Raw genomic sequence first — 20,217 nt, 5'->3', positions numbered from 1 at the left:
CCTTAACCGGCGGTGATGCGGCGTCCGAGCGTGCGGGCCAGGCGGGCGAGGGTGGTGCCGACCACCAGGCCGAGGGCGAGCGCCAGGATGACGCTGACGGCCAGGCTGCCCGTCGGTCCGGACAACTCCGGCCGAAGGCCCAGCTGAGCGACTGACACGAGGCCGACCGAGCCGGGCACGAGCAGCCAGAAGCTGGGCAGGAAGAGCACCATGCGTGGCAGGTCGCGCAACGCCGCGAGCACCCACGCCGCCAGCGTCGCCGCAGCGGCACCGGCGAATGCTCCTGGCCAGACCTGCCCGAAGCCTTCCTGGACGGTGAGTTGGGTGACCATGGTGATGGCCAGCACTGTCAGCACCCACGGAGCAATGCGGCGGGGCACGGCCTCCATCAGGCAGATGCCAGCCGTGACGAGGAGCAGACCCGGAGCCGGGCTCCACACGCCGAGGTCGTCGATGCGGGTGTTCTGCAAGGCTGCCGAATCGACGTCGAGCAAGGCGGCCGCGCCGATGATGCCGATGGCGAACATGACCAATTGCGTTGCGCCGTAGGCCAACCGGGATGTCCCGGCCACCGCTGCACCATTCACCAGTTCGGACAATCCGGTGACGATCGTGGCTCCCGGAAGCAGCACAGCCACTGGCGGCAGCAGAGTGCGAAGTGGGCTGGCGACATAGCCGTGTTGGTGCGCCCAGAAGGCAGCCAGGGAAACGCCGAAGGCTGCGATGCAGGGCATGAGTGCGGCCGGCAGGAGCCCGCGTCCGGCCAGTCTCATCAGCGCGACGACGAAGGGCGCGGTGAGCAGGGCGAATCCGACGGTGTTCCAGGACGGCTGCAGGATGAGCGCAAGACCGATCGCGACACAGATGCCGCCCAAATACATACCGCCGACCGGGTGCCGGTGGGGTTGGGCCCGCAGACCGCGCAACCGCAGCAGGGCGTCGTCCGGATTCATCGATCCGTCGAGCAGGCCGCGCTGGATGCGAGCCACCGCAACCGATTGGTCGAGGCGTAACGGTCCCTCGACGGACTCATAGGTGGCGGGCGTGCCGTGCCCCAGCGACAGGGCTACGCCGACCGGCTGGGCATGCACCTGCACGGTGGGGTGACCCAAACGTCGCGCAATCATCCGGACGTCCTGCTCCACCTCGTGCGAGGCAGCGCCTCCGGCGATCAATGCGGCCGACAGGTACGCCAGCAGTTGGCGGGTGCGGTCGTCGTCGCGGTGGGTCACGACGGTGATTATCGCCGAGCGTCGGTCGCCCAGCCGCGCTGCACGCACTCCTGGACCACCGTGAAAACGGACTCGTCGGTCAGGCCCTGACTTTCCAGGGACACCGCGCCGTGCACCGCAGCCCAGATCGACAGCGAGATCTGTTGCGGGTCGCAGGGTTTGATAGCGCCGGCGTCGATTGCGCGGGTGACTCGCTGCAGCAAGGGCCAGTCGACCGAGCATTTGCACGCCTTCGCTACCGATCGCGACGCGCCTCATCTGGAGCCATGGCGCGCGTTCACGCGACGAGTCGGGGCGGACGGCAGCGTCGGCATTTGGCACGAGACCTACGAATTCAGCGCCGGCAGCTACGAAACCCTCTACGCCAACATGCCGCCCTTCGGGCTGGCCAAAGCTGTAGGGGTGCGGCCAGTCGGCGCGGGCCTTGCGACGGCGCGGCAGCGGATGAGGCAGGCGTCCGCCGGCGCGGCCTCAGGCTGACTCGGAGGCTGTGCCCGAGTCGGGACGGCGGTCGGGCGCGGGGAGGTCGAAGCGCAGCTGCGGCCGTTGCACGTCCTCCTCCAGGGCGTCGATGAGCTCGGCCGCGGTCAACGGGCGTGGTGCCTGCTCGACGGCGGGCACCTGCGGCACGGGATCGGACCCCACCCCGAGACTTTCCATGCGTCGGGCCGACACGAGCACCCGCGTCTCGAGGGTGCCGACCAACGCGTTGTAGGCCTCCACCGACCGACGAAGGGAGTCGCCCATCTTGTTCGTGTGGCGGCCGAGGGTGCCGAGCCGTTCATAGAGTTCACGGCCCAGCGTGAGTAATTCATGGGCGTTGGATTCGAGCGTGTCCTGTCGCCACACCAGCGCGGTGGTCTGCAGCGCGCTGAGCAGCGTGGTGGGGGAGACCAGCAACACCCGGCGTGCCATCGCGCGATCGATGAGGTCGGGCTCAGCACGCACGGCGGCGGCCAGCATCGCTTCCGAGGGCACGAAGCACAGCACCGCCTCCGGGGCGGCGGCAAAACCACTCCAGTAGTCCTTGGCCGCGAGTGACTCCACGTGTCCGCGCAGAGCTCGGCTGTGGGCGTGGAGCAACTGCTCCCGCTCGGTGTCGTCGACGCCCTCCGCGTGCGCTGCGAGGAAGTGCTGCACGGGTGCCTTGGAGTCGATCACCAACACCTTCTCGCCCGGCAGGCGCACTACCGCGTCCGGCCGGATCTCCTTGCCATGGCGACTGATCGAGCGCACCTGCTCGTCGAAGTCGCAGTGGCGCAGCAAGCCAGCGTGTTCGAGCACACGGCGCAGCTGCATCTCACCCCACGCGCCGGAGGTGTTGGACGACTTCAGCGCACCGGCGAGCGCCGAGGTCTGCTGGTGGAGGGCGCCGGTGGTCTCGCTGACCGCACGCAACTGGGCGCCGAGGGCGCCGTACTGCGTGGCGCGCTCTCGTTCGATCGCCTCAACCTGGCGTTCGACCCGAGCCAGTGTTGACGACAGTGGCGCGAGCGCCTGTGCGGTCTGTTGGTCGTCGCCCAGCTGCGATTCGAGGTCGACCACCCGTTCCCGCAGCAGTGCAGCCTGCGTGCTGGCGGCGACCAGGCGCCCCTCGTACCGGCCGCGCAGCCATGACCACAGCACCAACCCGGTCAGAAGCGCGCCGAGCGCGAGACCCACGAAGAACCCGATGTCGTTCATGGGTTCACCATGTCATCGGGCACCGACAACGATCGCTGTGCTGCTGTCCGGGCCGCACGGGAGCTCGATGCGCGGTAGGTTGCCCAGCGCACCCGCCACTCCATCAGGAGGCACGATGTCCAGCCTGGCCAAGAGCGCCGACAGTACGGACTCCACGCAAGAGCTCACTCGCAGCCAGCGGCTCGACCGACTGCCATTCACCCGTCTGCACGGACGTCTGCTCGGCGGCTCCGGCGTCGGCTGGGCGCTGGATGCGATGGACGTCGGTCTCATCTCCTTCCTCATGGTCGCGATCAAGAAGGACTGGGGCCTTTCGACGGGACAGGTTTCGTGGCTGGCCTCCGTCGGCTTCATCGGCATGGCGGTCGGGGCGTCCGTGGGCGGCTACCTCGCCGACCGCATCGGACGACGCAATGTCTTCGCGCTCACCCTCGTCATCTACGGCCTCGCCACAGGCTTCTCAGCGCTGTCGACCGGCTTCTGGATGCTCGTGGTGTTCCGGTTCGTCATCGGGCTCGGTCTCGGCGCCGAGCTGCCCGTGGCGTCGACGTTGGTGAGTGAGTACGCACCCGCGCGCATTCGCGGTCGGATGGTCGTCCTGCTGGAGTCGTTCTGGGCGGTCGGTTGGATCCTTGCGGCGCTCATCGGCTACTACGTCGTGCCGCAGGAGAACGGCTGGCGCTGGGCGCTGGTGATCGGCGTGGTGCCTGCGTTCTACGCCCTTTACGTGCGCCGCGGCTTGCCGGAATCGGTGCGCTTTCTCGAACGAGCCGGACGGGTGGACGAGGCGGAGGCTTCAGTGCGCCGCTTCGAGGAGTCTGCGGGTATCGCGCCGGTGCCCTCGCCCGCTCCGAAGCAGATCGCCAAGCCATCGTGGAAGGCGTTGTGGGAGAAGCGTTTTGCCGGCCGCACCGTCGCCCTGTGGCTGACCTGGTTCGGCGTCAACTTCTCCTACTACGGTGCCTTCCTCTGGATTCCGACCTTCCTGGTCGCCCAGGGCTTCCCCATGGCGAAGTCGTTCGAGTTCACACTGTGGATCACCCTCGCCCAACTGCCTGGCTATGCCGTGGCGGCCGTCCTGATCGAGAAGGTCGGACGCCGGTTCACCCTCGCCAGCTTCCTGCTCGGCTCGGCGGTCTCGGCCATCGCGTTCGGACAGTCGGGATCGGAGACGGCGATCCTCGTCAGCGGCTGCATGCTCTCGTTCTTCAACCTGGGCGCCTGGGGTGCGCTCTACGCTGTCACGCCGGAGGTCTACCCGACCACCTTCCGCGCCACCGGTAGTGGAAGCGCGACAGCCTTCGGACGTATCGCCTCGATCATCGGCCCGCTCCTCGTGCCGTGGGTCCATGACAACCACGGCACCGGTCCGACCTTCGTCCTCATCGGGGTGTCCTTCGCGGTGGCGATGCTGGCCGCGCTCGGCCTCCCGGAGTGGCGGGGCAAGGAACTGCAGAACACCTGACCCGCAGGCGGAACCTCATCAGATACTGCTCCGCACCCGACTGGGCCGCCACCTTCCGGTGCCGTCGAGTCGGCGCTAGTGCCGACGGTTCACCGGCCGGAACAACGGCTGGGGTCAGCTTGTCCATCCGTTCCCAGGCGAATTGCTGGATCAGGACGGTGATCGTGCCGGCGATCAACATGCCGGCGAGGTTGATGCCGAGTTGCTGCAGTGAGCCGATGATCTCCGAGCCGGCCGTCAGCCCGAGCCCGAGCGCGAGATTGCCCGCGGCCGGCACGGTGGTCACCGAGATGAAGACGCCGACCATGGTCTGCCCTTTGTCGGCAGAGAGCGCGAGCACGCCGGCCGCGCCGGCCAGCAGCGCGACGATGAAGGACCACCAATCGGGATGCCAGATGAATGCCGTCTGAGGCCTTGGCCTGATCACCATTTCGTAGGTGATCCAGCCCAGGAGTCTGCCGAGCCACGCGACAGCCGTGGTCACGGCGATCGCGAAGGTGAAGCTGAGGACGAGGAGCTTCGTGCCTTGGACGACCAACCGGCCCTTCCCAAGCACCAGGCCCGTGCAGATCGCGGCGACGGTACCGAACTCCGGTCCGACCACCATTGCGCCGATCACCAGGATCGATGAGTCGGTCAGCACCGCGATGGCCGCCAACATCACCGCGATCAGCAGGAAGAGATGGAAGGTGACCGTGGGGCGCACGGCGCTGGCGGCCTGCTCTTTCACCACGTCCCAGACCACGGCGTCGTCCGGATCGCCGGCGGCCGCCTCTTCGACCTCGTGCGCTCGTCGGAACGGGGTGGCGGTCAGCGGGACGAGCGCGATACCGCCTTCTTCGTCGAGACCGAGATCGGAAAGATCCTCCAAAATGCTGCTGGCGACTTCCCGCGCGACATCTGCCTGAATGAGGTCGCCGGCCGGCTCCAGACTGGCGCCAGGGAGCCGGATCACGTTGGTGACGGCCGGCTTGTCGCACAGCAGGCCGAGCACCGGATCGACCAGGTGAGCAGGCACCGTGAGGCGCAGGTGGACGAGCATGTCGCAAAGGGTAGTTAGACTCCTTGTCCCGTGGCCCTCACCATCGGAATCGTCGGACTTCCCAACGTCGGCAAGTCGACCATGTTCAACGCCCTGACCAAGAACAACGTGCTCGCCGCGAACTACCCGTTCGCGACGATCGAGCCCAACGTCGGGGTCGTCCCGCTGCCGGATCCGCGGCTGAAGGTGCTTGCCGGCATCTTCGGTTCTGCGCAGATCCTGCCTGCGACGGTGTCCTTCGTCGACATCGCCGGCATCGTCAAGGGCGCCTCCGAGGGTGAAGGGCTGGGCAACAAGTTCCTGGCCAACATCCGCGAGGCCGACGCGATCTGCCAGGTGGTGCGTGCGTTCGTGGACGACGACGTGCACCACGTCGATGGCAAGGTCGAGCCGTCGTCCGACCTGGAGACCATCAACACCGAGCTGATCCTGGCCGACCTGCAGACTCTCGAGAAGGCCGTGCCGCGCCTCGACAAGGAGGTCAAGGGCAAGAAGACCGACAAGGCGGTGCTCGACGCAGCCGTCGCCGCGCAGAAGATCCTCGAAGCCGGCGACCCGCTCTCCAAGCACCCGGGCGCGGTTGACCTGGAGGCCGTGCGCGAACTCGGTCTGCTGACCACCAAGCCGTTCATCTACGTCTTCAACGTGGACGAGGACCAGCTCACCGACGAGGATTTCCAGGCCACGATGCAGGCATTGGTCGCACCGGCCGACGCGATCTTCCTCAACGCCAAGCTCGAGTCGGAAGTCGCCGAACTCGACGACGCCGAAGCCCGTGAACTGCTGGAGTCGGTCGGCATCGAAGAGCCCGGTCTCGACCAGTTGGCGCACAAGGGCTTCAACACCCTCGGCCTGCAGACCTACCTGACCGCCGGCCCCAAGGAAACCCGCGCCTGGACGATCCGCAAGGGCTGGACGGCCCCGCAGGCCGCGGGTGTGATCCACACCGACTTCCAGAAGGGCTTCATCAAGGCCGAGGTCATCTCCTTCGAAGACCTTGTGGAGACCGGCTCGGTCGCCGAAGCCCGCGCCAAGGGCAAAGCGCGCATGGAGGGCAAGGACTACGTCATGCAGGACGGCGACGTGGTCGAGTTCCGGTTCAACGTCTAGTCGAAAGCCGGTTCAACGGCCGGTGATCTGCGGGGTCTCGGGCACATCGCACCTTGCGTACAACTTGTACAAGTCGTACGATCGATGCATGAAGTCAGCGACGCTTTCCCAGTTCCGTGGCCGACAGAGCGACTACATCGCTGCTGCGCAGCGCGAGCCTGTCGAAATCACGTCCCGCGGTGCAGGTCGTCGTGCCGTAGTGGTGTCGCCCGAGTTTTTCGAACGTGCGATGCAAGCGCTTGAGGACCAATCGGATATCCGTGCGGCAGCGGAAGCGAGGAAGGAGCCTCGTATTCCGTTCGACGACCTCATGGAAGAGCTTGGGCTCTGACTCCGACGAATCGTGTCGTACCGGATCACTATCGCGCGGGAAGCCGCCAAGACCTTCCGTAAGCTCCATCCGCAGGTTGCCGCTCGACTGAAGGATGCAATCAAGGCGCTCGCCGACGATCCGCGCCCTCCAGGAAGTCTTCAGCTGAGCGGCGGTAACGGGGAGAGGCGAATCCGTGTCGCTGACTACCGCGTGATCTACGACGTCATCGACGACGAGTTGCTCGTCCTGGTGTTACGGATCGGCCATCGGCGAGATGTCTACCGGTGACTGGCCAGGCAGGCGACCTTGTGAATTCCGATAGCAGGCGTCGCGATCCGCGCGTCCAAGCCGCTGCAGATTGCATAGTTGGGCGGCTCGTCGTCATTTCCGGGTTGCCCGGAGTCGGGAAGACGAGCGTCGCGCAGGCTTTCGCGGTGAGCAGTGGCGCTGCTCACCTGTCCATCGACGACATCGAGGAAGCGATCCTCTCCTGTGGTTTGCAGGCCGGGTGGCAGGTTGGCGTTGCGGCCTACGAGTCGGCGCGGGCGATGGCAGAGCGGAACCTGGCATTGGGTCGCGATGTCGTGGTCGACGCAGTGAACGACAGCGATGAGGCCCGACAGACCTGGCGGACGGCTACGGCGCGCACTGGCGCCCGGCTCGACTTCGTGCACCTCGTGCTATCCGACCCGACAGAGCACAAGCGAAGGCTGGATGGCAGGGATCGGGGCCTCGCTCATGTCGGAGAGCCGACGTGGGCAGACGTTGAACGCAGGCGTGCCAGCTACGCCAACTGGTCTGATGAAGTGCTGGAGTTCGACACGGCGACCAGCGCCGCACCTGAGATCGCGGACGCACTCATCGGCGTGCAGGACTCAACCTCGCAATGTCTCCGCGGCGATCGATGAGAGGAGGGGGCGCAGTCCCGGAATGTCGGCTGCCTCGGTAGCGGACACAGTGGCGCTAACGCCTCCGAGCGCACACACCACCCGAACCCGCCGTTCCAACACTTTTGGGGATAGAAGGCTTGCGTCGAGATCGGCGCGAGCATCGTCCTGGCTGGCACCGAAAATGTTCCAGATGTGAGGGGTCGTCCGGTCCAACGCCATGCGGATCTCCTGGTCCGGAGACAAGATCGCTGCCATGAGCAACGCACCGTTGCCCGGGTGTGAAAACGACAGGTCGACGAAGCCCGCGACGGCCTTCGCATCGCGATCTGCGCCAGCCGGCAGCGACTCCACGGACGCGCTCAACGCGGCGGCCATCGAGACGCATCGTTCGATGACTGCGTCGAAGAGCAGCTCCTTGGAGCTGAACCGAGCCAAGATCGCGCCCTTGGAATACCCGGTGGCGTCGGCAACGGACTGCACCGAGGTGCCTCGGAATCCTCGCACTGCGAATAGGCCAGCTGCGACGTCCAGGATTGCGTCGTCCAATGCAGCACGCGTGGGACGAACCATCTCCACACCTCCAGTTTGACCAACACGGTCAATCATCGACTAATATGGTCAGTATGGGCAAGTCTACTTCGCCCCTCACCTATACCGGCATGGCGCTGATGGGCTTCGCTGGCGTGTGGTATCTCCTGGCGGAGACCGTGGCCGCGACTGGGTTTCGCGGATACAACTACGCGACCAACTGGATCAGTGACCTCGGGGTCCCAGAGCCTCAGACGTTCCAGGGGCGCACGATCGACTCCCAGTTGGCGGTGGTGATGAACGCCGGGTTCGTGGGGCAGGGTCTGCTCTTCATCCTCGGCGCGGCCTTGATCTTCTTCGCCAATCCTCAGGCTCGCCGGGGCACGCTTTTGCTCGCTCTTGCGGTCCTGCATGGGCTGGGTATCTGTCTGGTTGGGCTCGTGAATGGCAACCAAGAGAATGTTGCTGCCGGGCTGGCTGTCTATCACTTCGGTGGCGCGATGTCTGCCATCGTCGGTGGCAATCTCGCGGTCATGGTCGCTGGTGCCTCGGTGTTGCGAGACTTTCTCCCGGAGTGGGTGCAGCGCGCGTCCATCGGGCTCGGCGCAGTTGGCTTGGTCTCTCTGGTGCTCTTGCTCGCGGTGAGCCCGTCGCTATGGACGTTTGCACCGATCTTCGAGCGGGGCGCCGTGTACACCGTGATGGTCGGTGAGCTGATCTTCGGAGTCATTGCCGTGCGAGGCGTACGAACAATGGCGGACACGGCTGCGTGATCCCGGCTTGAACGCCATGACGCTTGAAGCGAGTACACCTCAAGCGTCATGGCGCTCGACAGCGCAGCAGTTCAGTTGCCGAATTTCTCCAGCAGAGCGGTCACCGAGTCCTTGCCGAGTTGGTTGGCCGCCAGCGGGCTGTCACCGGTCAGCAGATTGCGGTCGCGCGTGGTTGCGCCCGACATGTCGGCATTGATGATCTCAATGCCATCCTTCTTCAGCGCCTCGCCTAGCTTCCACGGCATCTCGCCGGGGAGATAGCCGATCTCAAGGTTCGCTCCGAAGTCGAGGGAGTCGGGGAAGGCGGTGATCTTGTACCCGGCGAACGGGTTGGTGTCGCGGCCGACGCTGGCCGCGAGCAGCGCTGCCGGACCATGACACAAGGTGATGATCAACTTGTCGTTGTCGATGAAGTGGTCGAGTGCGTCGCGTACGTCCTGGTCGAACGGGAGGGCGTTCATGGCACCGTGGCCGCCGGGGATGAAGATCGCCGCGTAGTTGTCCAGACCTTCAGCGATGACATCAGCGAGCCTCTTCGGGCTCTTGAACTCGTGCTCGGTGCGTTCCCACGTAGCCGCGATCGCGTCGTCCTCCTTCGGGAACGCCCACCATTCGAACTTGCCGGGCCCGCCGGAGATGGTCGCTACGTCGATTCCGTATCCAGCCTCGACCATGTGGTGCAGCGGGAGAAGTGTTTCGACGGGGTGGTTGCCGGTGGAGAAGAACTTCCCGTTCTTCATCAGCATGTAACGCTCTTCGGTGGCAATCGTCAGGATCTTCCACGTGCCGCCGCTGTACGTGTCGTGGGTGGCCAGGCCGTCGAAATCGGTCTTGTCGGAGGTGTACTGCGACAGCGAGTACGGGCTGGGGAAGAACGCGTTGTCCTCGGCGCGGTCGGGCGTGGGATTGCGGTCCTGGGAGTTGTCGTGGTCAGACAAGGCATCGCCCTCTCGGTGTGACGGTGGAGGACAGCAGTACATCACCGGGCATGGCCGCGCGGTGCGTTCGAGGGCATGCAGATTCTCTTCGGACCCTCGGCCCGCGTCCTCCTGACGGAGACCGAAATATTTACGTCATGGAAATGTTTGTTAAAGACTAATAGGCAAGGGCAGCCTTTCCTGTCTATGCAAAGTTCCTATTCCGGCTTATCTTGATGAAGTCATTTGCACGAATCAACGTTCGCTCCCAGAGGATGAATCATGGCCACTCTTTCGCTCGTGTCGTCCTGTGCGACCACCGCTTGCTCCTTCAACGACGGCGGCTGCAACGCCTTCGCGATCACCGTCGGCGGCACCGGATCGGCGGCTTCCTGCACCACCTTCACCGACCTCGACGCTCGCGCCGGTACGGTCTCCGACAGCGGCCGCGTGGCTGTCTGCCAGCGTCTGGAATGCACCCACAACGAAAACCTGCTGTGCGGCGCAGACAAGATCGAGATCGGCGCCGACACCGCCAACTGCCTTTCTTACGAGGCAAGCTGACGCGCACTTTTCAATGAATCAGCCCCGGCAATGTGCCGGGGCTGATTCATTGTTGGTCGCTGGTCAGGCGCGGGCCGACTGGAGGCGAGCGATGCGCACCAGTTGGTCGAGGCCAGCCGCTAGTTCACCGAGGTTCGACACCGGCGCGGGCAGGGGGACGAAGCTCACTGTGGCCGAGCGCTCCGTGATGTTCATCAACGTGATGCCGAACCGGTCGACATCGACGCAGTAGCAGTGGCCGGCCACCGCGGAGCAGCTGCTCCGCTCCCGAGACGACATCGTGATCGTGCCGGGATGACGCAGCAGCACGCTCGGATCGTCGTCCGTGACAGCACACAGCAGATCTCGGGCGGCCCAGTCGTCGCCGGGGAAGGGGAACAAGGACGAGCTCGGGCCCTCGCCGAGTGCATCGGCGTGGATCGTGGTGGTGCCGGATGCGTGGTGCAGATGCACCTGTGCGACGTCGATGATGCCCAGCATGGCGCCGTCGCCGCCCGTGCTCTCGGCGAGGGCTGCGTCGAGTCGTCCGTCGTCGAGGTAGCGCTGTGCGACCGAGGGGCTCAGCCACCGCAGCGAACCGAGTGCGTGCAGGGTGGATGCGGTGACCCGCACGCGGAACTCCGGCGCTTCCTTGACGATGTCGAGGCGCACCCGGATCGAGCTGTCCGATTGCTGGGCCAAGGGGTCGGACGGGTGCGGCACGCCCGCAACCATGAGGTCGCCGAACCGGCTCTGGCCGTGGGTGAGGGTCGAGCAGGAGTGGTTCGGATCGTGGTCATAGGCGACGACATGCGCCAGGCCGGCTCCGGCCAGGAGTCGGTGAGCCGTCGAGCGTGCCGTCGACTGGAGGGTCGGCGCGATGGCTCGGGCGGTGCTGGTGTGGCTGGTCGGTTCCACGGCATTTCCACTTCCGGAGAGTGCGACTTAGGTTAGGTAAACCTAAATGGTGGCGCTGTCGCGGCGCAAATCGAGCGGCGCCGAGTATCCATGGATTGAACCGGGGCCGGCAGCTGTGAGGGCACTGGGGCAGATCGTCGGGCGCGCCGAGCGCATCAACGCACGTATCAAGCAAAAAAACTAGACCAATGGCTTGCTTCTGGCGCCGAGCTCGCGGTGCTCGACACCGAGCGATCGCGCCCGGACGTGCACCTCGAAGAGCTCGACGTTCACCAACTGGTTCGTGCCCAGATGGACGTCGACCGAACAGTGGCGATCGCGGTCGAAGCCGCCGAGCCGCAGATCAGCGCTGCGATCGCGGTGATCGTCGAGCGCTTGCGCGCCGGTGGACGACTCATCTACGCCGGAGCGGGCACGCCCGACTGCTCTCCCTGCGCCATCGGACGCCGGCCCCGGTTACGCAGGAGAAGGTCGACTCGGAGGTCGACGCCGTATAGGGCAGCTGCACTTCGGGCGCCCAAGGCGGCCCACCCGCGACCGGGTGGGCCGCCCCGATGCCCGATAGTGGCCCCATGGACGTGGTCGACCAACTCATCCGCGACGAAGCCCCCGGGGCGGCGCGTGCGGTCGCTGTCGTCGACGCACCGGGCCTGGTCGATCACGCTCTGTCGCTCAGTCAGGACGTCCGCGTCTGGTGTGACGACTGGCGGGATGCGCGAACCGTCGACCCTGCATTGCTGGTGGAGCCCGCTGACCTCGCCGGTGTCGATCTCGCACTCGTCCGGCTACCCAAGGCGCTCGCGGCGCTGGACGAGATCGCTGCTCGCGTCCAAAGATCACCCGACCTCCAGTTGGTGGCCGGGGGCCGCATCAAACACATGAACCACTCGATGAACGACACGCTCAGCCGCCATTTCGCCCAGGTGTCGGCGAGCCGTGGATGGCAGAAGGCGCGAGTGCTGCGGGCATCGCAGCCGTTGGGTGGCGACGCGAAGTGGCCGCAGCAGCGTCACGACCCGCACCTCGGGCTCGTGATCGCCGCTCACGGCGCGACCTTCGGCGGCACCAAACTCGACCGCGGCACCCGACTGCTGTTGGAGACCATGCAGGTCTGCGGTGCCGACGTGCTCGACCTCGGGTGCGGCAACGGGGTGATCTCCGCCGCCCTGGCCCGTGCCGGACACCGCGTCAGCGCACGGGACGTGTCATGGTCGGCAGTAGCTGCGACCCGTGCCACCGCCGCCGCCAACAATGTCGAGGTCGACGTGAGCTGGGGTGCTGGGCTGGAGGGCTATGCGGACGATTCCTTCGACGCCGTCGTCACCAATCCGCCCTTCCATCGGGGCGTGGCCAAGGAGTCGGCCGACACGCTTGAGATGTTTTCCGAGGCCGCGCGGGTGCTGCGTCCCGGCGGTGACCTGTGGTGCGTCTTCAACTCCCACCTGCCGTGGCAGCGGGAACTGCAACAGCGACTCGGACCCACCCGCCGGGTTGCTCAGGACCGCTCGTTCACCGTCACCAGGACGACCACACGCGGTTGACGACATCAGTCGCCTGATCGGCGGCGCTAGGGGTCCGACCGGCACCCTGCCGGGTGTTTCTGCCTCGCCAGCGCGCAACCAGACTGAATTGATGACGAACGAGGAGCTCGCCAAGATCCCTTCCCAACAACAGACGTGGCCCGGAACGGTCGACGCACTCGAACCCCGTCCCGACCACGGTGAGCGGTCGTGGACCGGTCGCGGTCGGCTGCCCGGCCGCAAGGCGCTGATCACCGGCGGCGATTCCGGCATCGGTCGGGCCATCGCACTCACCTTCGCCCGTGAGGGTGCGGATGTCGCCATCACCCATCTCGCCCAAGAGCGTGAGGACGCCAGGCAGACGGCAGAACTGGTGGAATCCGAGGGGCGACGATGCGTCCTGATGGAAGCCGATCTGCGCCTCGAGGACGACAACATCCGGGTGGCCCGCGAGGCTCGTGACGGCCTCGATGGTCTCGACATCCTGATCTGCAACGCCGCGTATCAGATGACCCATGAGGACGTCGAGGAGTTTCCCGTCGGCCAGATCGAACGGACCTTCGCCACCAACGTTTTTTCCACCTTCTGGCTCGTGCAGGAACTCGCAGATGAACTGGCCGGTGGTGGTTCGGTGATCGTCACGACATCGATCCAGGCGTACTCACCCAGTGAGCACCTGCTCGATTACGCAGCCACCAAGGCCGCTCTCAACAACCTGGTGGTCAATCTGGCTGGACAGCTCGGCTCTCGTGGAATCCGCGTCAATGCCGTTGCGCCCGGGCCGATCTGGACGCCCCTCATTCCATCGACGATGTCGCCGGACAAGGTCGCGGGCTTCGGTTCGGACACGCCGCTCGGACGGGCCGGTCAGCCGGTCGAGGTCGCGGCGGCCTACGTCTTTCTCGCGTCCGACGAGGCGGCGTACGTCTCGGGCACCGTGCTCGGAGTCACCGGGGGCAAGCCGGTCTTCTGAGCGAGCCCCCGCGCTGACCACATGCCGACGGAGGCCGGTCAATCCTTCCAACCCGCTGCCGAGCGGCAGCGCAGGTGATGGAATGGAGACATGGTCCAGCACATGAATCTGCGCGAGTACATCGACAAGCTCAAGATCGAGGGATACACCGTCCAGGGCGCGAGCGAGGAAGACCCGGTGCTCATCGCGCCGGACGGCAAGGCGGTGGAAACCTGGCGGCAGAACTACCCCTACGACGAGCTCATGGAGCGCGAGGTCTACGAGGAGGAGAAGTACAAGCTGCAGGTGGAGCTGTTGAAGTTCCAGTACTGGACACAGGATGTCGGCGCCAAGCACGTCATCGTCTTCGAGGGGCGCGACGCGGCCGGTAAAGGCGGCACGATCAAGCGCTTCGCCGAGCACCTCAACCCGCGTGCAGCACGCGTTGTCGCGCTCAACAAGCCCTCGTCCACCGAGCAGGGTCAGTGGTACTTCCAGCGTTACGTGCAGCACCTGCCGACCGCTGGCGAGATCGTGATGTTCGACCGCAGTTGGTACAACCGCTCTGGCGTCGAGCGGGTCATGGGCTTCTGCACCGACGAGGAGTACGACGTCTTCACCCGGCAGGCGCCGCGCTTCGAGCGGATGCTCTCCGAGAGCGGCACCACCGTGACCAAGTTGTGGTTCTCGGTCACCCAGGACGAACAGCGCACCCGCTTCGCGCTTCGCCAGATCGACCCGGTGCGCGAGTGGAAACTCTCGCCGATGGACCTCGAAAGCCTCGACCGCTGGGAGGCCTACACAGCGGCGAAGGAAAAGACTTTTGAGCTTACTGACAAGAAATATGCTCCGTGGATCGTGGTCAAGAGCAACGACAAGAAGCGGGCACGTGTCAACGCGATGCGGGCCTTCCTCAACCAGTTCGACTACGAGGGCAAGGACCCTTCGGTCGTCCACGACCCCGACCCGTTGGTCGTCAGTCGCGCGAAGCACACCGAAGGCGACTGAGGCCGCGCCGCCCGCGGCTCAGCCGAACGGGAAGCCGTCGACCATGCCGGTTTCGGCACCGGGTTCTGCGTAGTATTCGGTGCCGAACGCCACGGCGAAGGCATGCTCAGGCATCGCCAGGATGCCCTGTACGTCCTCCTGGCTGCTGTGGCATTCCAGCGCGCGTCGCTTGTCCGCGATCGTCGAGCTGACGTCGACTCGGTGGTGAATCTCCCTCTGCGGCAGACCGATCGGGTTTCCGTCGGCCATGGGTTCGTCCACGTCCCAGCCGGGATCGATACCCATCGCCCGGGCCTGCGCGAAATGTTCGCGCATCGCATCGCGGTTCATCGTCGATTCCAGCAGTCGCGGCCGTCGGGTAGCGAGCTCGGCTGCGCGATGGGCGACACGATGCACTTGGACGTGGTCGGGATGCCCGTAACCGCCGTGCCAGTCGTAGCCGACCAGCACCTGCGCCTGCTCCTCGTCGAGGATCGCCGCCAGGCGTCCGGCTGCTTCGTCGACGTCCGCTCCGTGGAAGCTGCCGTCGTGCCCGTTCTGCTCCCACCCATGCATTCCAGAGTCGGAGTAGCCCAGCCACTCCACCCGCGCGGCGCCGGTCACCGAGGCCGATGCCATGGCTTCGTCGCGGCGGTGGTCGGCGACGGTTCGACCAGCAGGTAGATCCGCCGGCACCGTCCCGTGCTCGCCGCCGGTTGCGTAGACCACGACGACCCGAATTCCCTGCCGAGAAGCGAGGATCATCGAGCCTGCGGTCGACGTTGCCTCGTCATCGGGATGCGCATGCACGAACACGACTGTCACGGGCGGAAAGCGTAGGCCGTCCTGTTCACCGGTGACAGCGTGGGTCCGGACTGGTTCGATGCAGGCATGAGCAATGAGAACCAGCTGGTCGTCTCTGCGTCGCGTGATGTCCACGCCACGCCTGAGGTCATCTTCGAACTCATCGCCGATCCGGCTCGCCAGCCGGAGTGGGATGGCAACGACAATCTCTCCAGTTCGTCTGTGGGACAACGGGTTCGGTCGGTCGGTGATGTCTTTCGGATGACCACCACCAAGGGCAAGGAGCGTGACAACCACGTCGTGGAGTTCGAGGAGGGACGCCGTATCGCGTGGAAGCCGTCCGGGGTCGGCGAGGCGCAGCCCGGCCACCTGTGGCGGTGGGAGCTCGAACCGCTCGGTGATGGATCGACGCGGGTCAAGCACACCTATGACTGGTCGCAACTCACCGACAAGCAGCGCTTCGAGCGTGCTCGGTGGACGACCAGCGACCGCTTGGCTGCCTCGATCGACCGGTTGGCGCAACTGGCCGAGCGCGGCGAGCCCGGGGGCTGAGCCGCGAGATCAGCCGCAGCAGCTGCCCCCGCAGCATCCGCCGCCGCCGCCCGACTCGACGTCCTCCGCAGCGAGGGTCAGTGCCTTGGCGAAGGTCTCCTTGGGCTGGGCGCCGCTGATGCCGTAGCGACCGTCGACCACGAAGAAGGGCACACCGGCGATGCCGATGCCCTGTGCCTGCGCGGCGTCCGACTTCATGGCGGTGTCGTAGGCGGGGGAGCCGATGGCTTCGGCGATGTCGTCGGCGTCCAGCCCGTGGGCACGCCCGATCCGGGTCAGGACGGAGAGGTCTGCGATGTTGTCGCCATCCGCGAAATGGGCGACGAAGAGATCGTGGTTCACCTCGCTCGCCACCCCGCGAAGCTGCGCGAGGTGCACCAGGTGGTGGGCCAGGCGGCTGTTGGCCGGCACGACGTTGTCGAAGTCGATCTCGAGTCCGTCGGCGCGCGCAGTGGCAGCGACCTGCGCGACCATCGCTTCGACGTCGGCCCGATCCATTCCCTTGCTCTGCACCAGGTAGTCGGTTTCGGAGCCCTCGAAGAGACCCGGTAGTTCGGGGTCGAGTTGGAAGCTGTGCCAGATCACCTTCACCTCCTTGCGCCCTTCGAACTCCTCCAGGGCGCGGCGGAACCGCTCGGTGCCGATGTAGCACCACGGGCAGGCCAGGTCTGACCAGATGTCGACGTTCATGACTTCATCAAACACCGACCGCCGGTGAGGTGTTCCCGCGGATCGTGCTCGAGCGCGATCAGCGCACGATGGCGACAGGACACTTGGCGGCGTGCAGCACGCCGTGACTGACCGACCCGAGCATCATGCCGCGGAAGCCGCCACGACCGCGCGTGCCGATCGCGAGCATCGAGGCGCCCACCCGGGCAGCCTCGGCGGCCAGGCAGGACGCCGGATCTCCCTCCAGCACCGCGGTGGTGACGCGGAGTTCGGGATGCGTGGTCCGCAACTCCGCCGCCCGTGCCTCGAGGTCTTTGGTGACGGCGTCACGCACGTGCTCGCCGGCGTTCATCAAGGCGGCACCGTCGACGAAGGATGCTGCTGCGATCGTGGCGGCGGGATCGGCCCAGACCGAGACGCAGTGCAACGGCGCACCGCGTTCGGCGGCCACCGCCGCCGCCATCGCAAGCGCGCGCTGCGAGGGGTCTGACTCGTCGGTGCCGACCACGATGGGATGGTCGGCACCGACCGAGACCGCGCCTTCGCGCACGACGACGACCGGGCACGGTGCGTGCGCCGCGACCGCGTAGGCCACCGATCCGAGAAGGGCGGACAGCACCGGTCCGCGTCCGCGAGTGCCGAGGACGAGGGCCCTGGCTCCGTCTGCGGCTTCGACCAGTATCTCTGCGGGGTTGCCCAGTGCGGCATACGATTCGACGTTCTGCACCCCGAGTTCGACGGCGCGTGCGGCACCGGCTTCGGCCATCTCCCGGGCGCCGTCCTCGATCACCTGACGGTCGATCATCACCCCCGCGCCGGCGTCGGCGAAGGTGGGCATGCCGGTGGCGGAGACGACCCGGAGCAGTTCACCGTGCCGACGTGCCTCGCTGGCGGCCCACTCCAGCGCACGTTCGCAGTCGGGATTGTCGCTGTAGCCGATGACGATCATGGCGTTCTCCTCGGAGCGAGAGAGGTGGCTGAACTTCTACTATTCATTGTAGTACCGACTGTGGCGGCGCTCAGACCAGGACGTCGACCATCTCGTGGTCGGCCAAGCCGCGAGCCAGCAACCCGAGGTGATAGCGCGAGTCGCCGAAGGTGTGCTCGATCGCAGTGAGGCGGGAGGTGTAGTGGCCGACTGCGTACTCAGCAGTCATGCCGATGCCACCGTGCAGCTGGATCGCCTCCTGCCCGACATGCCGTCCGGTGCGACCCAGCAGGGCCTTCGCGCGCGAGGCAGTGGCACCGTCGGTGGCATTCTCGCTGATCGCCATCGCAGCGAAAAGCGCTGTGCTGCGGGCCAGTTCGACGCTGACATACATGTCGGCGGCACGCTGGGTGAGGGTCTGGAACGTCGCCAGCGGCACCCCGAACTGCTTGCGCGTCTTGAGGTAGTCGGTGGTCATCGTCAGAGCGGCACCCATGCAGCCAAGTGCTTCACCCGCGAGAGCGACGATGCCCAGGGAGAGGCCCGCCTGCAGGAGTTCGGGACCGCCGAGTCGGATCGCTTCGGCGCCGTCCAGTTCGATCACGCCGTCCTTGACGGCCGGCTGCCGCACCAGGAAGACGCAGGCGGTCTCGCAGCAGAATGCCGTGGTCACGACGGCGTCGACCTCGCTCAGCGCGGTGGTGCCGAGTTTGCGGCCGGTCACCCGCCAGGTGCCGTCCTGTTCGACGGCCGTGGTCTCCGGGTGCTCCGGATCCCACGCGCGACCCGGCTCGGCCAGTGCGGTGAACACCAACTGTGAGCCTTCGACGATCTGCTCGAGCAGTCCGTCCGGGGCGGATTCCGCGTCGGCCACCATCGCTGCTGCGGCCAAGGCGTCGGCGTACGGTGCCTGCAGGCGGGCAGCGCCGAGCTCGGACGAGGCCAGCACGACCTCGACGGCGCTGGCGCCCATACCGCCGGCGTCCTCGCCGAAGGGAAGGCCCAGCAGTCCCATTTCTGCCAAGGACGACCAGACCTCGCGGTCCACCGGCTGCGGACCGACCGCAACATCGCCCGAAGTCGCTTGTCGCACAAGGCGACCGGCCATCTCCCGGACGGCCGACTGGAGGGCGCGCTGTTCGTCGTCGAGTGTGAAGTCCATCTGATTCAGCCCTTCAGTCCGAGGATTCCGCCGGAAATGACACTGCGTTGCACCTCGTTGGAGCCGCCGTAGATCGATGCCTTGCGGAAGTTGAGATAGGTGGGAACCGACTCGGCAGCCCACTCGCCGACGCCGTCGATCGGCTGCCACTGCAAGGAGGCCGGTCCGGCGATGTCGGTGATGAGTTCGAGCACGTCCTGCTGCAACTGACTGCCACGCAGCTTCAGGATCGAGCTGGCGGGATCGGGCTTGCCGTCGTGGCTGCTGCCGGCAACGCGCATGACCGTCACCTCCAGGGCCATCAGTTCGGTCTCCAACTCGGCGATCCGAGCGGCGAGCAACGGGTCGTCGAGCAGGGTGCCAGCAGCCGTCTTCGTCTGTGCGGCAAAGGCTTTCGCATCAGCGAGCTTGCGCTTGATCGACCCGACGGGCGCGACGCCGACGCGCTCGTTGCCGAGCAGGAACTTCGCGTAGTCCCAGCCCTTGTTCTCCTCGCCGACCAGTTGGTCGGCCGGCACCCGCACATTGTCGAAGAAGACCTCGTTGACCTCGTGCCCGCCGTCGATCAGCTTGATCGGGCGCAGCGTGACACCGGGGGAGTCCATCTTGATGAGCAGCATCGAGATGCCCATCTGCTTCTTCGGGGCATTCGGGTCGGTGCGCACGAGCGCGAAGATCCAGTCGGCGAACTGGCCCAGCGTCGTCCAGGTCTTCTGCCCGTTGACGACGTACTCGTCACCATCGCGGACCGCGGTGGTGCGCAGCGAAGCGAGGTCTGAGCCGGCATCAGGTTCGCTGAACCCCTGGCACCACCAGATGTCGAGGCTGGCGGTCGGCGGGAGGAAGCGCTCCTTCTGCTCCTGCGATCCGAAAGTGGCGATCACCGGGCCGATCATGTTGGTGTTGAACGCCAGCGGCGGCGGCGTGCCGGTCGCCTGCATCTCGGTGCGCCAGATGTGGCGCTGCAACTCGGTCCAGTCTTTGCCGCCCCATTCCACGGGCCAGTGCGGCACGGCCAAGCCGGCATCGTGCATGGCCCGTTGGGCGATGCGGAGCGCTTCGGGGTCGACCTCACCGTCCTTGTGCCAGGTGCGCGCTTCGTCGGGGATGCGATTGGTGAAGAAATCCCGCATCTCCTGCTGGAAAGCGCGGTCTTCGGCACTGAGTCGGTGTTGCATGGAGACCTCTCGTCGGTGAGCTGACGGCGACAGTTCATACGCTAGACGCTG

At 66.1% G+C, this 20,217-nt stretch carries 24 protein-coding genes; 12 read left to right on the top strand and 12 right to left on the bottom strand.

Features of this window, described 5'->3' with window-relative positions; all coding sequences use genetic code 11:
- Positions 1 to 2 precede the first annotated feature (2 nt).
- On the bottom strand, positions 3 to 1,232 hold the full coding sequence (locus J5M86_RS11410) for a threonine/serine exporter ThrE family protein (protein ID WP_188059313.1): 1,230 nt from the start codon (positions 1,230 to 1,232) through the stop codon (positions 3 to 5).
- 186 nt (positions 1,233 to 1,418) lie between these two features.
- Between J5M86_RS11410 and J5M86_RS15790 the strand changes: the two genes are divergently transcribed.
- Positions 1,419 to 1,712 (top strand): monooxygenase family protein, encoded by a 294-nt coding sequence (locus J5M86_RS15790; RefSeq protein ID WP_188059314.1) that lies wholly within the window; start codon positions 1,419 to 1,421, stop codon positions 1,710 to 1,712.
- Here the strand turns inward: J5M86_RS15790 and J5M86_RS11400 are convergent.
- Complete coding sequence (locus J5M86_RS11400; protein WP_188059315.1) at positions 1,704 to 2,915, bottom strand: DNA recombination protein RmuC; 1,212 nt, start codon at positions 2,913 to 2,915, stop codon at positions 1,704 to 1,706. The genes J5M86_RS15790 and J5M86_RS11400 overlap by 9 nt on opposite strands.
- A gap of 115 nt (positions 2,916 to 3,030) precedes the next feature.
- On the opposite strand from J5M86_RS11400, the gene J5M86_RS11395 reads away from it, so the two are divergent.
- Positions 3,031 to 4,380, top strand: coding sequence for an MFS transporter (locus J5M86_RS11395; RefSeq protein ID WP_188059316.1), 1,350 nt, complete (start codon positions 3,031 to 3,033; stop codon positions 4,378 to 4,380).
- Here the strand turns inward: J5M86_RS11395 and J5M86_RS11390 are convergent.
- Positions 4,298 to 5,422 (bottom strand): DUF389 domain-containing protein, encoded by a 1,125-nt coding sequence (locus J5M86_RS11390; RefSeq protein WP_188059317.1) that lies wholly within the window; start codon positions 5,420 to 5,422, stop codon positions 4,298 to 4,300. The two genes, J5M86_RS11395 and J5M86_RS11390, sit on opposite strands and share 83 nt — an antisense overlap.
- 30 nt (positions 5,423 to 5,452) lie before the next feature.
- Here J5M86_RS11390 and ychF point away from each other — a divergent pair, with 30 nt between their 5' ends.
- The 4 genes from ychF (at position 5,453) to J5M86_RS11370 (ending at position 7,753) form a co-directional block, all read left to right on the top strand.
- Positions 5,453 to 6,532: a redox-regulated ATPase YchF gene (gene ychF, locus J5M86_RS11385; RefSeq protein WP_188059318.1), complete on the top strand. Its 1,080-nt coding sequence runs from the start codon at positions 5,453 to 5,455 to the stop codon at positions 6,530 to 6,532.
- An 88-nt stretch (positions 6,533 to 6,620) separates the two neighbouring features.
- Positions 6,621 to 6,863, top strand: coding sequence for a type II toxin-antitoxin system prevent-host-death family antitoxin (locus J5M86_RS11380; protein WP_188059319.1), 243 nt, complete (start codon positions 6,621 to 6,623; stop codon positions 6,861 to 6,863).
- A gap of 12 nt (positions 6,864 to 6,875) precedes the next feature.
- Positions 6,876 to 7,133 carry a type II toxin-antitoxin system RelE/ParE family toxin gene (locus J5M86_RS11375; protein ID WP_188059320.1) on the top strand — a complete coding sequence of 86 codons (258 nt, stop codon included), beginning with the start codon at positions 6,876 to 6,878 and terminating at the stop codon, positions 7,131 to 7,133.
- A complete protein-coding gene (locus J5M86_RS11370) occupies positions 7,130 to 7,753 on the top strand; it encodes an AAA family ATPase (RefSeq protein ID WP_371811175.1) in 624 nt (207 codons plus the stop codon). The genes J5M86_RS11375 and J5M86_RS11370 overlap by 4 nt, the downstream gene beginning before the upstream one ends.
- Here J5M86_RS11370 and J5M86_RS11365 read toward each other — a convergent pair.
- Complete coding sequence (locus J5M86_RS11365; protein ID WP_188059322.1) at positions 7,721 to 8,305, bottom strand: TetR/AcrR family transcriptional regulator; 585 nt, start codon at positions 8,303 to 8,305, stop codon at positions 7,721 to 7,723. The two genes, J5M86_RS11370 and J5M86_RS11365, sit on opposite strands and share 33 nt — an antisense overlap.
- Positions 8,306 to 8,358: 53 nt before the next feature.
- Here J5M86_RS11365 and J5M86_RS11360 point away from each other — a divergent pair, with 53 nt between their 5' ends.
- Positions 8,359 to 9,036 carry a DUF998 domain-containing protein gene (locus J5M86_RS11360; RefSeq protein ID WP_188059323.1) on the top strand — a complete coding sequence of 226 codons (678 nt, stop codon included), beginning with the start codon at positions 8,359 to 8,361 and terminating at the stop codon, positions 9,034 to 9,036.
- Positions 9,037 to 9,107: 71 nt separating this feature from the next.
- Here the strand turns inward: J5M86_RS11360 and hchA are convergent, their stop codons facing one another.
- The gene (gene hchA, locus J5M86_RS11355; protein WP_244328336.1) at positions 9,108 to 9,974 is read right to left on the bottom strand and encodes a glyoxalase III HchA; all 867 of its coding nucleotides are present in this window, start codon (positions 9,972 to 9,974) and stop codon (positions 9,108 to 9,110) included.
- A 261-nt stretch (positions 9,975 to 10,235) separates the two neighbouring features.
- Here hchA and J5M86_RS11350 point away from each other — a divergent pair, with 261 nt between their 5' ends.
- Positions 10,236 to 10,517, top strand: a complete 282-nt coding sequence (locus J5M86_RS11350; RefSeq protein ID WP_188059325.1) for a DUF1540 domain-containing protein — start codon at positions 10,236 to 10,238, stop codon at positions 10,515 to 10,517.
- A gap of 63 nt (positions 10,518 to 10,580) precedes the next feature.
- Here the strand turns inward: J5M86_RS11350 and J5M86_RS11345 are convergent, their stop codons facing one another.
- Positions 10,581 to 11,414, bottom strand: coding sequence for a hypothetical protein (locus J5M86_RS11345; RefSeq protein ID WP_188059326.1), 834 nt, complete (start codon positions 11,412 to 11,414; stop codon positions 10,581 to 10,583).
- Between the two features lie 269 nt (positions 11,415 to 11,683).
- Positions 11,684 to 11,812, bottom strand: a complete 129-nt coding sequence (locus J5M86_RS15615) for a hypothetical protein (protein ID WP_256433480.1) — start codon at positions 11,810 to 11,812, stop codon at positions 11,684 to 11,686.
- Between the two features lie 174 nt (positions 11,813 to 11,986).
- On the opposite strand from J5M86_RS15615, the gene J5M86_RS11340 reads away from it, so the two are divergent.
- The 3 genes from J5M86_RS11340 to ppk2 all read left to right on the top strand — a co-directional run bounded on the left by J5M86_RS11340 (position 11,987) and on the right by ppk2 (position 14,894).
- Positions 11,987 to 12,955, top strand: a complete 969-nt coding sequence (locus J5M86_RS11340) for a class I SAM-dependent methyltransferase (protein ID WP_208965020.1) — start codon at positions 11,987 to 11,989, stop codon at positions 12,953 to 12,955.
- 91 nt (positions 12,956 to 13,046) lie between these two features.
- Positions 13,047 to 13,907, top strand: a complete 861-nt coding sequence (locus tag J5M86_RS11335; RefSeq protein ID WP_188059328.1) for an SDR family oxidoreductase — start codon at positions 13,047 to 13,049, stop codon at positions 13,905 to 13,907.
- A gap of 102 nt (positions 13,908 to 14,009) precedes the next feature.
- On the top strand, positions 14,010 to 14,894 hold the full coding sequence (gene ppk2 / locus J5M86_RS11330; protein WP_244328335.1) for a polyphosphate kinase 2: 885 nt from the start codon (positions 14,010 to 14,012) through the stop codon (positions 14,892 to 14,894).
- An 18-nt stretch (positions 14,895 to 14,912) separates the two neighbouring features.
- On the opposite strand, the gene J5M86_RS11325 is transcribed toward ppk2, so the two are convergent.
- Positions 14,913 to 15,698, bottom strand: a complete 786-nt coding sequence (locus tag J5M86_RS11325) for a PIG-L family deacetylase (RefSeq protein WP_188059330.1) — start codon at positions 15,696 to 15,698, stop codon at positions 14,913 to 14,915.
- Positions 15,699 to 15,764: 66 nt separating this feature from the next.
- Between J5M86_RS11325 and J5M86_RS11320 the strand changes: the two genes are divergently transcribed.
- Positions 15,765 to 16,229 carry an SRPBCC family protein gene (locus J5M86_RS11320; protein ID WP_188059331.1) on the top strand — a complete coding sequence of 155 codons (465 nt, stop codon included), beginning with the start codon at positions 15,765 to 15,767 and terminating at the stop codon, positions 16,227 to 16,229.
- 9 nt (positions 16,230 to 16,238) lie between these two features.
- Here the strand turns inward: J5M86_RS11320 and J5M86_RS11315 are convergent, their stop codons facing one another.
- From J5M86_RS11315 to J5M86_RS11300, 4 genes are all read right to left on the bottom strand, one after another.
- The gene (locus J5M86_RS11315; RefSeq protein ID WP_188059332.1) at positions 16,239 to 16,919 is read right to left on the bottom strand and encodes a DsbA family oxidoreductase; all 681 of its coding nucleotides are present in this window, start codon (positions 16,917 to 16,919) and stop codon (positions 16,239 to 16,241) included.
- Between the two features lie 58 nt (positions 16,920 to 16,977).
- On the bottom strand, positions 16,978 to 17,847 hold the full coding sequence (locus J5M86_RS11310) for a universal stress protein (protein ID WP_188059333.1): 870 nt from the start codon (positions 17,845 to 17,847) through the stop codon (positions 16,978 to 16,980).
- A gap of 70 nt (positions 17,848 to 17,917) precedes the next feature.
- Positions 17,918 to 18,988: an acyl-CoA dehydrogenase family protein gene (locus J5M86_RS11305; protein ID WP_188059334.1), complete on the bottom strand. Its 1,071-nt coding sequence runs from the start codon at positions 18,986 to 18,988 to the stop codon at positions 17,918 to 17,920.
- Positions 18,989 to 18,993: 5 nt separating this feature from the next.
- Positions 18,994 to 20,166 carry an acyl-CoA dehydrogenase family protein gene (locus J5M86_RS11300; protein ID WP_188059335.1) on the bottom strand — a complete coding sequence of 391 codons (1,173 nt, stop codon included), beginning with the start codon at positions 20,164 to 20,166 and terminating at the stop codon, positions 18,994 to 18,996.
- Between the last annotated feature and the right edge of the window lie 51 nt (positions 20,167 to 20,217).

The organism is Yimella sp. cx-51 (genome assembly GCF_017654605.1).
In the GTDB taxonomy this organism is placed as follows: domain Bacteria; phylum Actinomycetota; class Actinomycetes; order Actinomycetales; family Dermatophilaceae; genus Yimella.
Note: the sequence above shows the minus strand (reverse complement) of the source record. Positions and strands in the feature narration are given on the sequence as shown.

Bases quoted from the DNA above. Each gene is read 5' to 3' on its own strand.
- J5M86_RS11400 (WP_188059315.1), bottom strand. From the start codon at position 2,915: ATGAACGACATCGGGTTCTTCGTGGGTCTCGCGCTCGGCGCGCTTCTG.
- J5M86_RS11395 (WP_188059316.1), top strand. From the start codon at position 3,031: ATGTCCAGCCTGGCCAAGAGCGCCGACAGTACGGACTCCACGCAAGAG.
- J5M86_RS11390 (WP_188059317.1), bottom strand. From the start codon at position 5,422: ATGCTCGTCCACCTGCGCCTCACGGTGCCTGCTCACCTGGTCGATCCG.
- J5M86_RS11380 (WP_188059319.1), top strand. From the start codon at position 6,621: ATGAAGTCAGCGACGCTTTCCCAGTTCCGTGGCCGACAGAGCGACTAC.
- J5M86_RS11365 (WP_188059322.1), bottom strand. From the start codon at position 8,305: ATGGTTCGTCCCACGCGTGCTGCATTGGACGACGCAATCCTGGACGTC.
- J5M86_RS11360 (WP_188059323.1), top strand. From the start codon at position 8,359: ATGGGCAAGTCTACTTCGCCCCTCACCTATACCGGCATGGCGCTGATG.
- J5M86_RS11350 (WP_188059325.1), top strand. From the start codon at position 10,236: ATGGCCACTCTTTCGCTCGTGTCGTCCTGTGCGACCACCGCTTGCTCC.
- J5M86_RS15615 (WP_256433480.1), bottom strand. From the start codon at position 11,812: ATGAGTCGTCCACCGGCGCGCAAGCGCTCGACGATCACCGCGATCGCA.
- J5M86_RS11340 (WP_208965020.1), top strand. From the start codon at position 11,987: ATGGACGTGGTCGACCAACTCATCCGCGACGAAGCCCCCGGGGCGGCG.
- J5M86_RS11335 (WP_188059328.1), top strand. From the start codon at position 13,047: ATGACGAACGAGGAGCTCGCCAAGATCCCTTCCCAACAACAGACGTGG.
- ppk2 (WP_244328335.1), top strand. From the start codon at position 14,010: ATGAATCTGCGCGAGTACATCGACAAGCTCAAGATCGAGGGATACACC.
- J5M86_RS11320 (WP_188059331.1), top strand. From the start codon at position 15,765: ATGAGCAATGAGAACCAGCTGGTCGTCTCTGCGTCGCGTGATGTCCAC.
- J5M86_RS11315 (WP_188059332.1), bottom strand. From the start codon at position 16,919: ATGAACGTCGACATCTGGTCAGACCTGGCCTGCCCGTGGTGCTACATC.
- J5M86_RS11310 (WP_188059333.1), bottom strand. From the start codon at position 17,847: ATGATCGTCATCGGCTACAGCGACAATCCCGACTGCGAACGTGCGCTG.
- J5M86_RS11305 (WP_188059334.1), bottom strand. From the start codon at position 18,988: ATGGACTTCACACTCGACGACGAACAGCGCGCCCTCCAGTCGGCCGTC.
- J5M86_RS11300 (WP_188059335.1), bottom strand. From the start codon at position 20,166: ATGCAACACCGACTCAGTGCCGAAGACCGCGCTTTCCAGCAGGAGATG.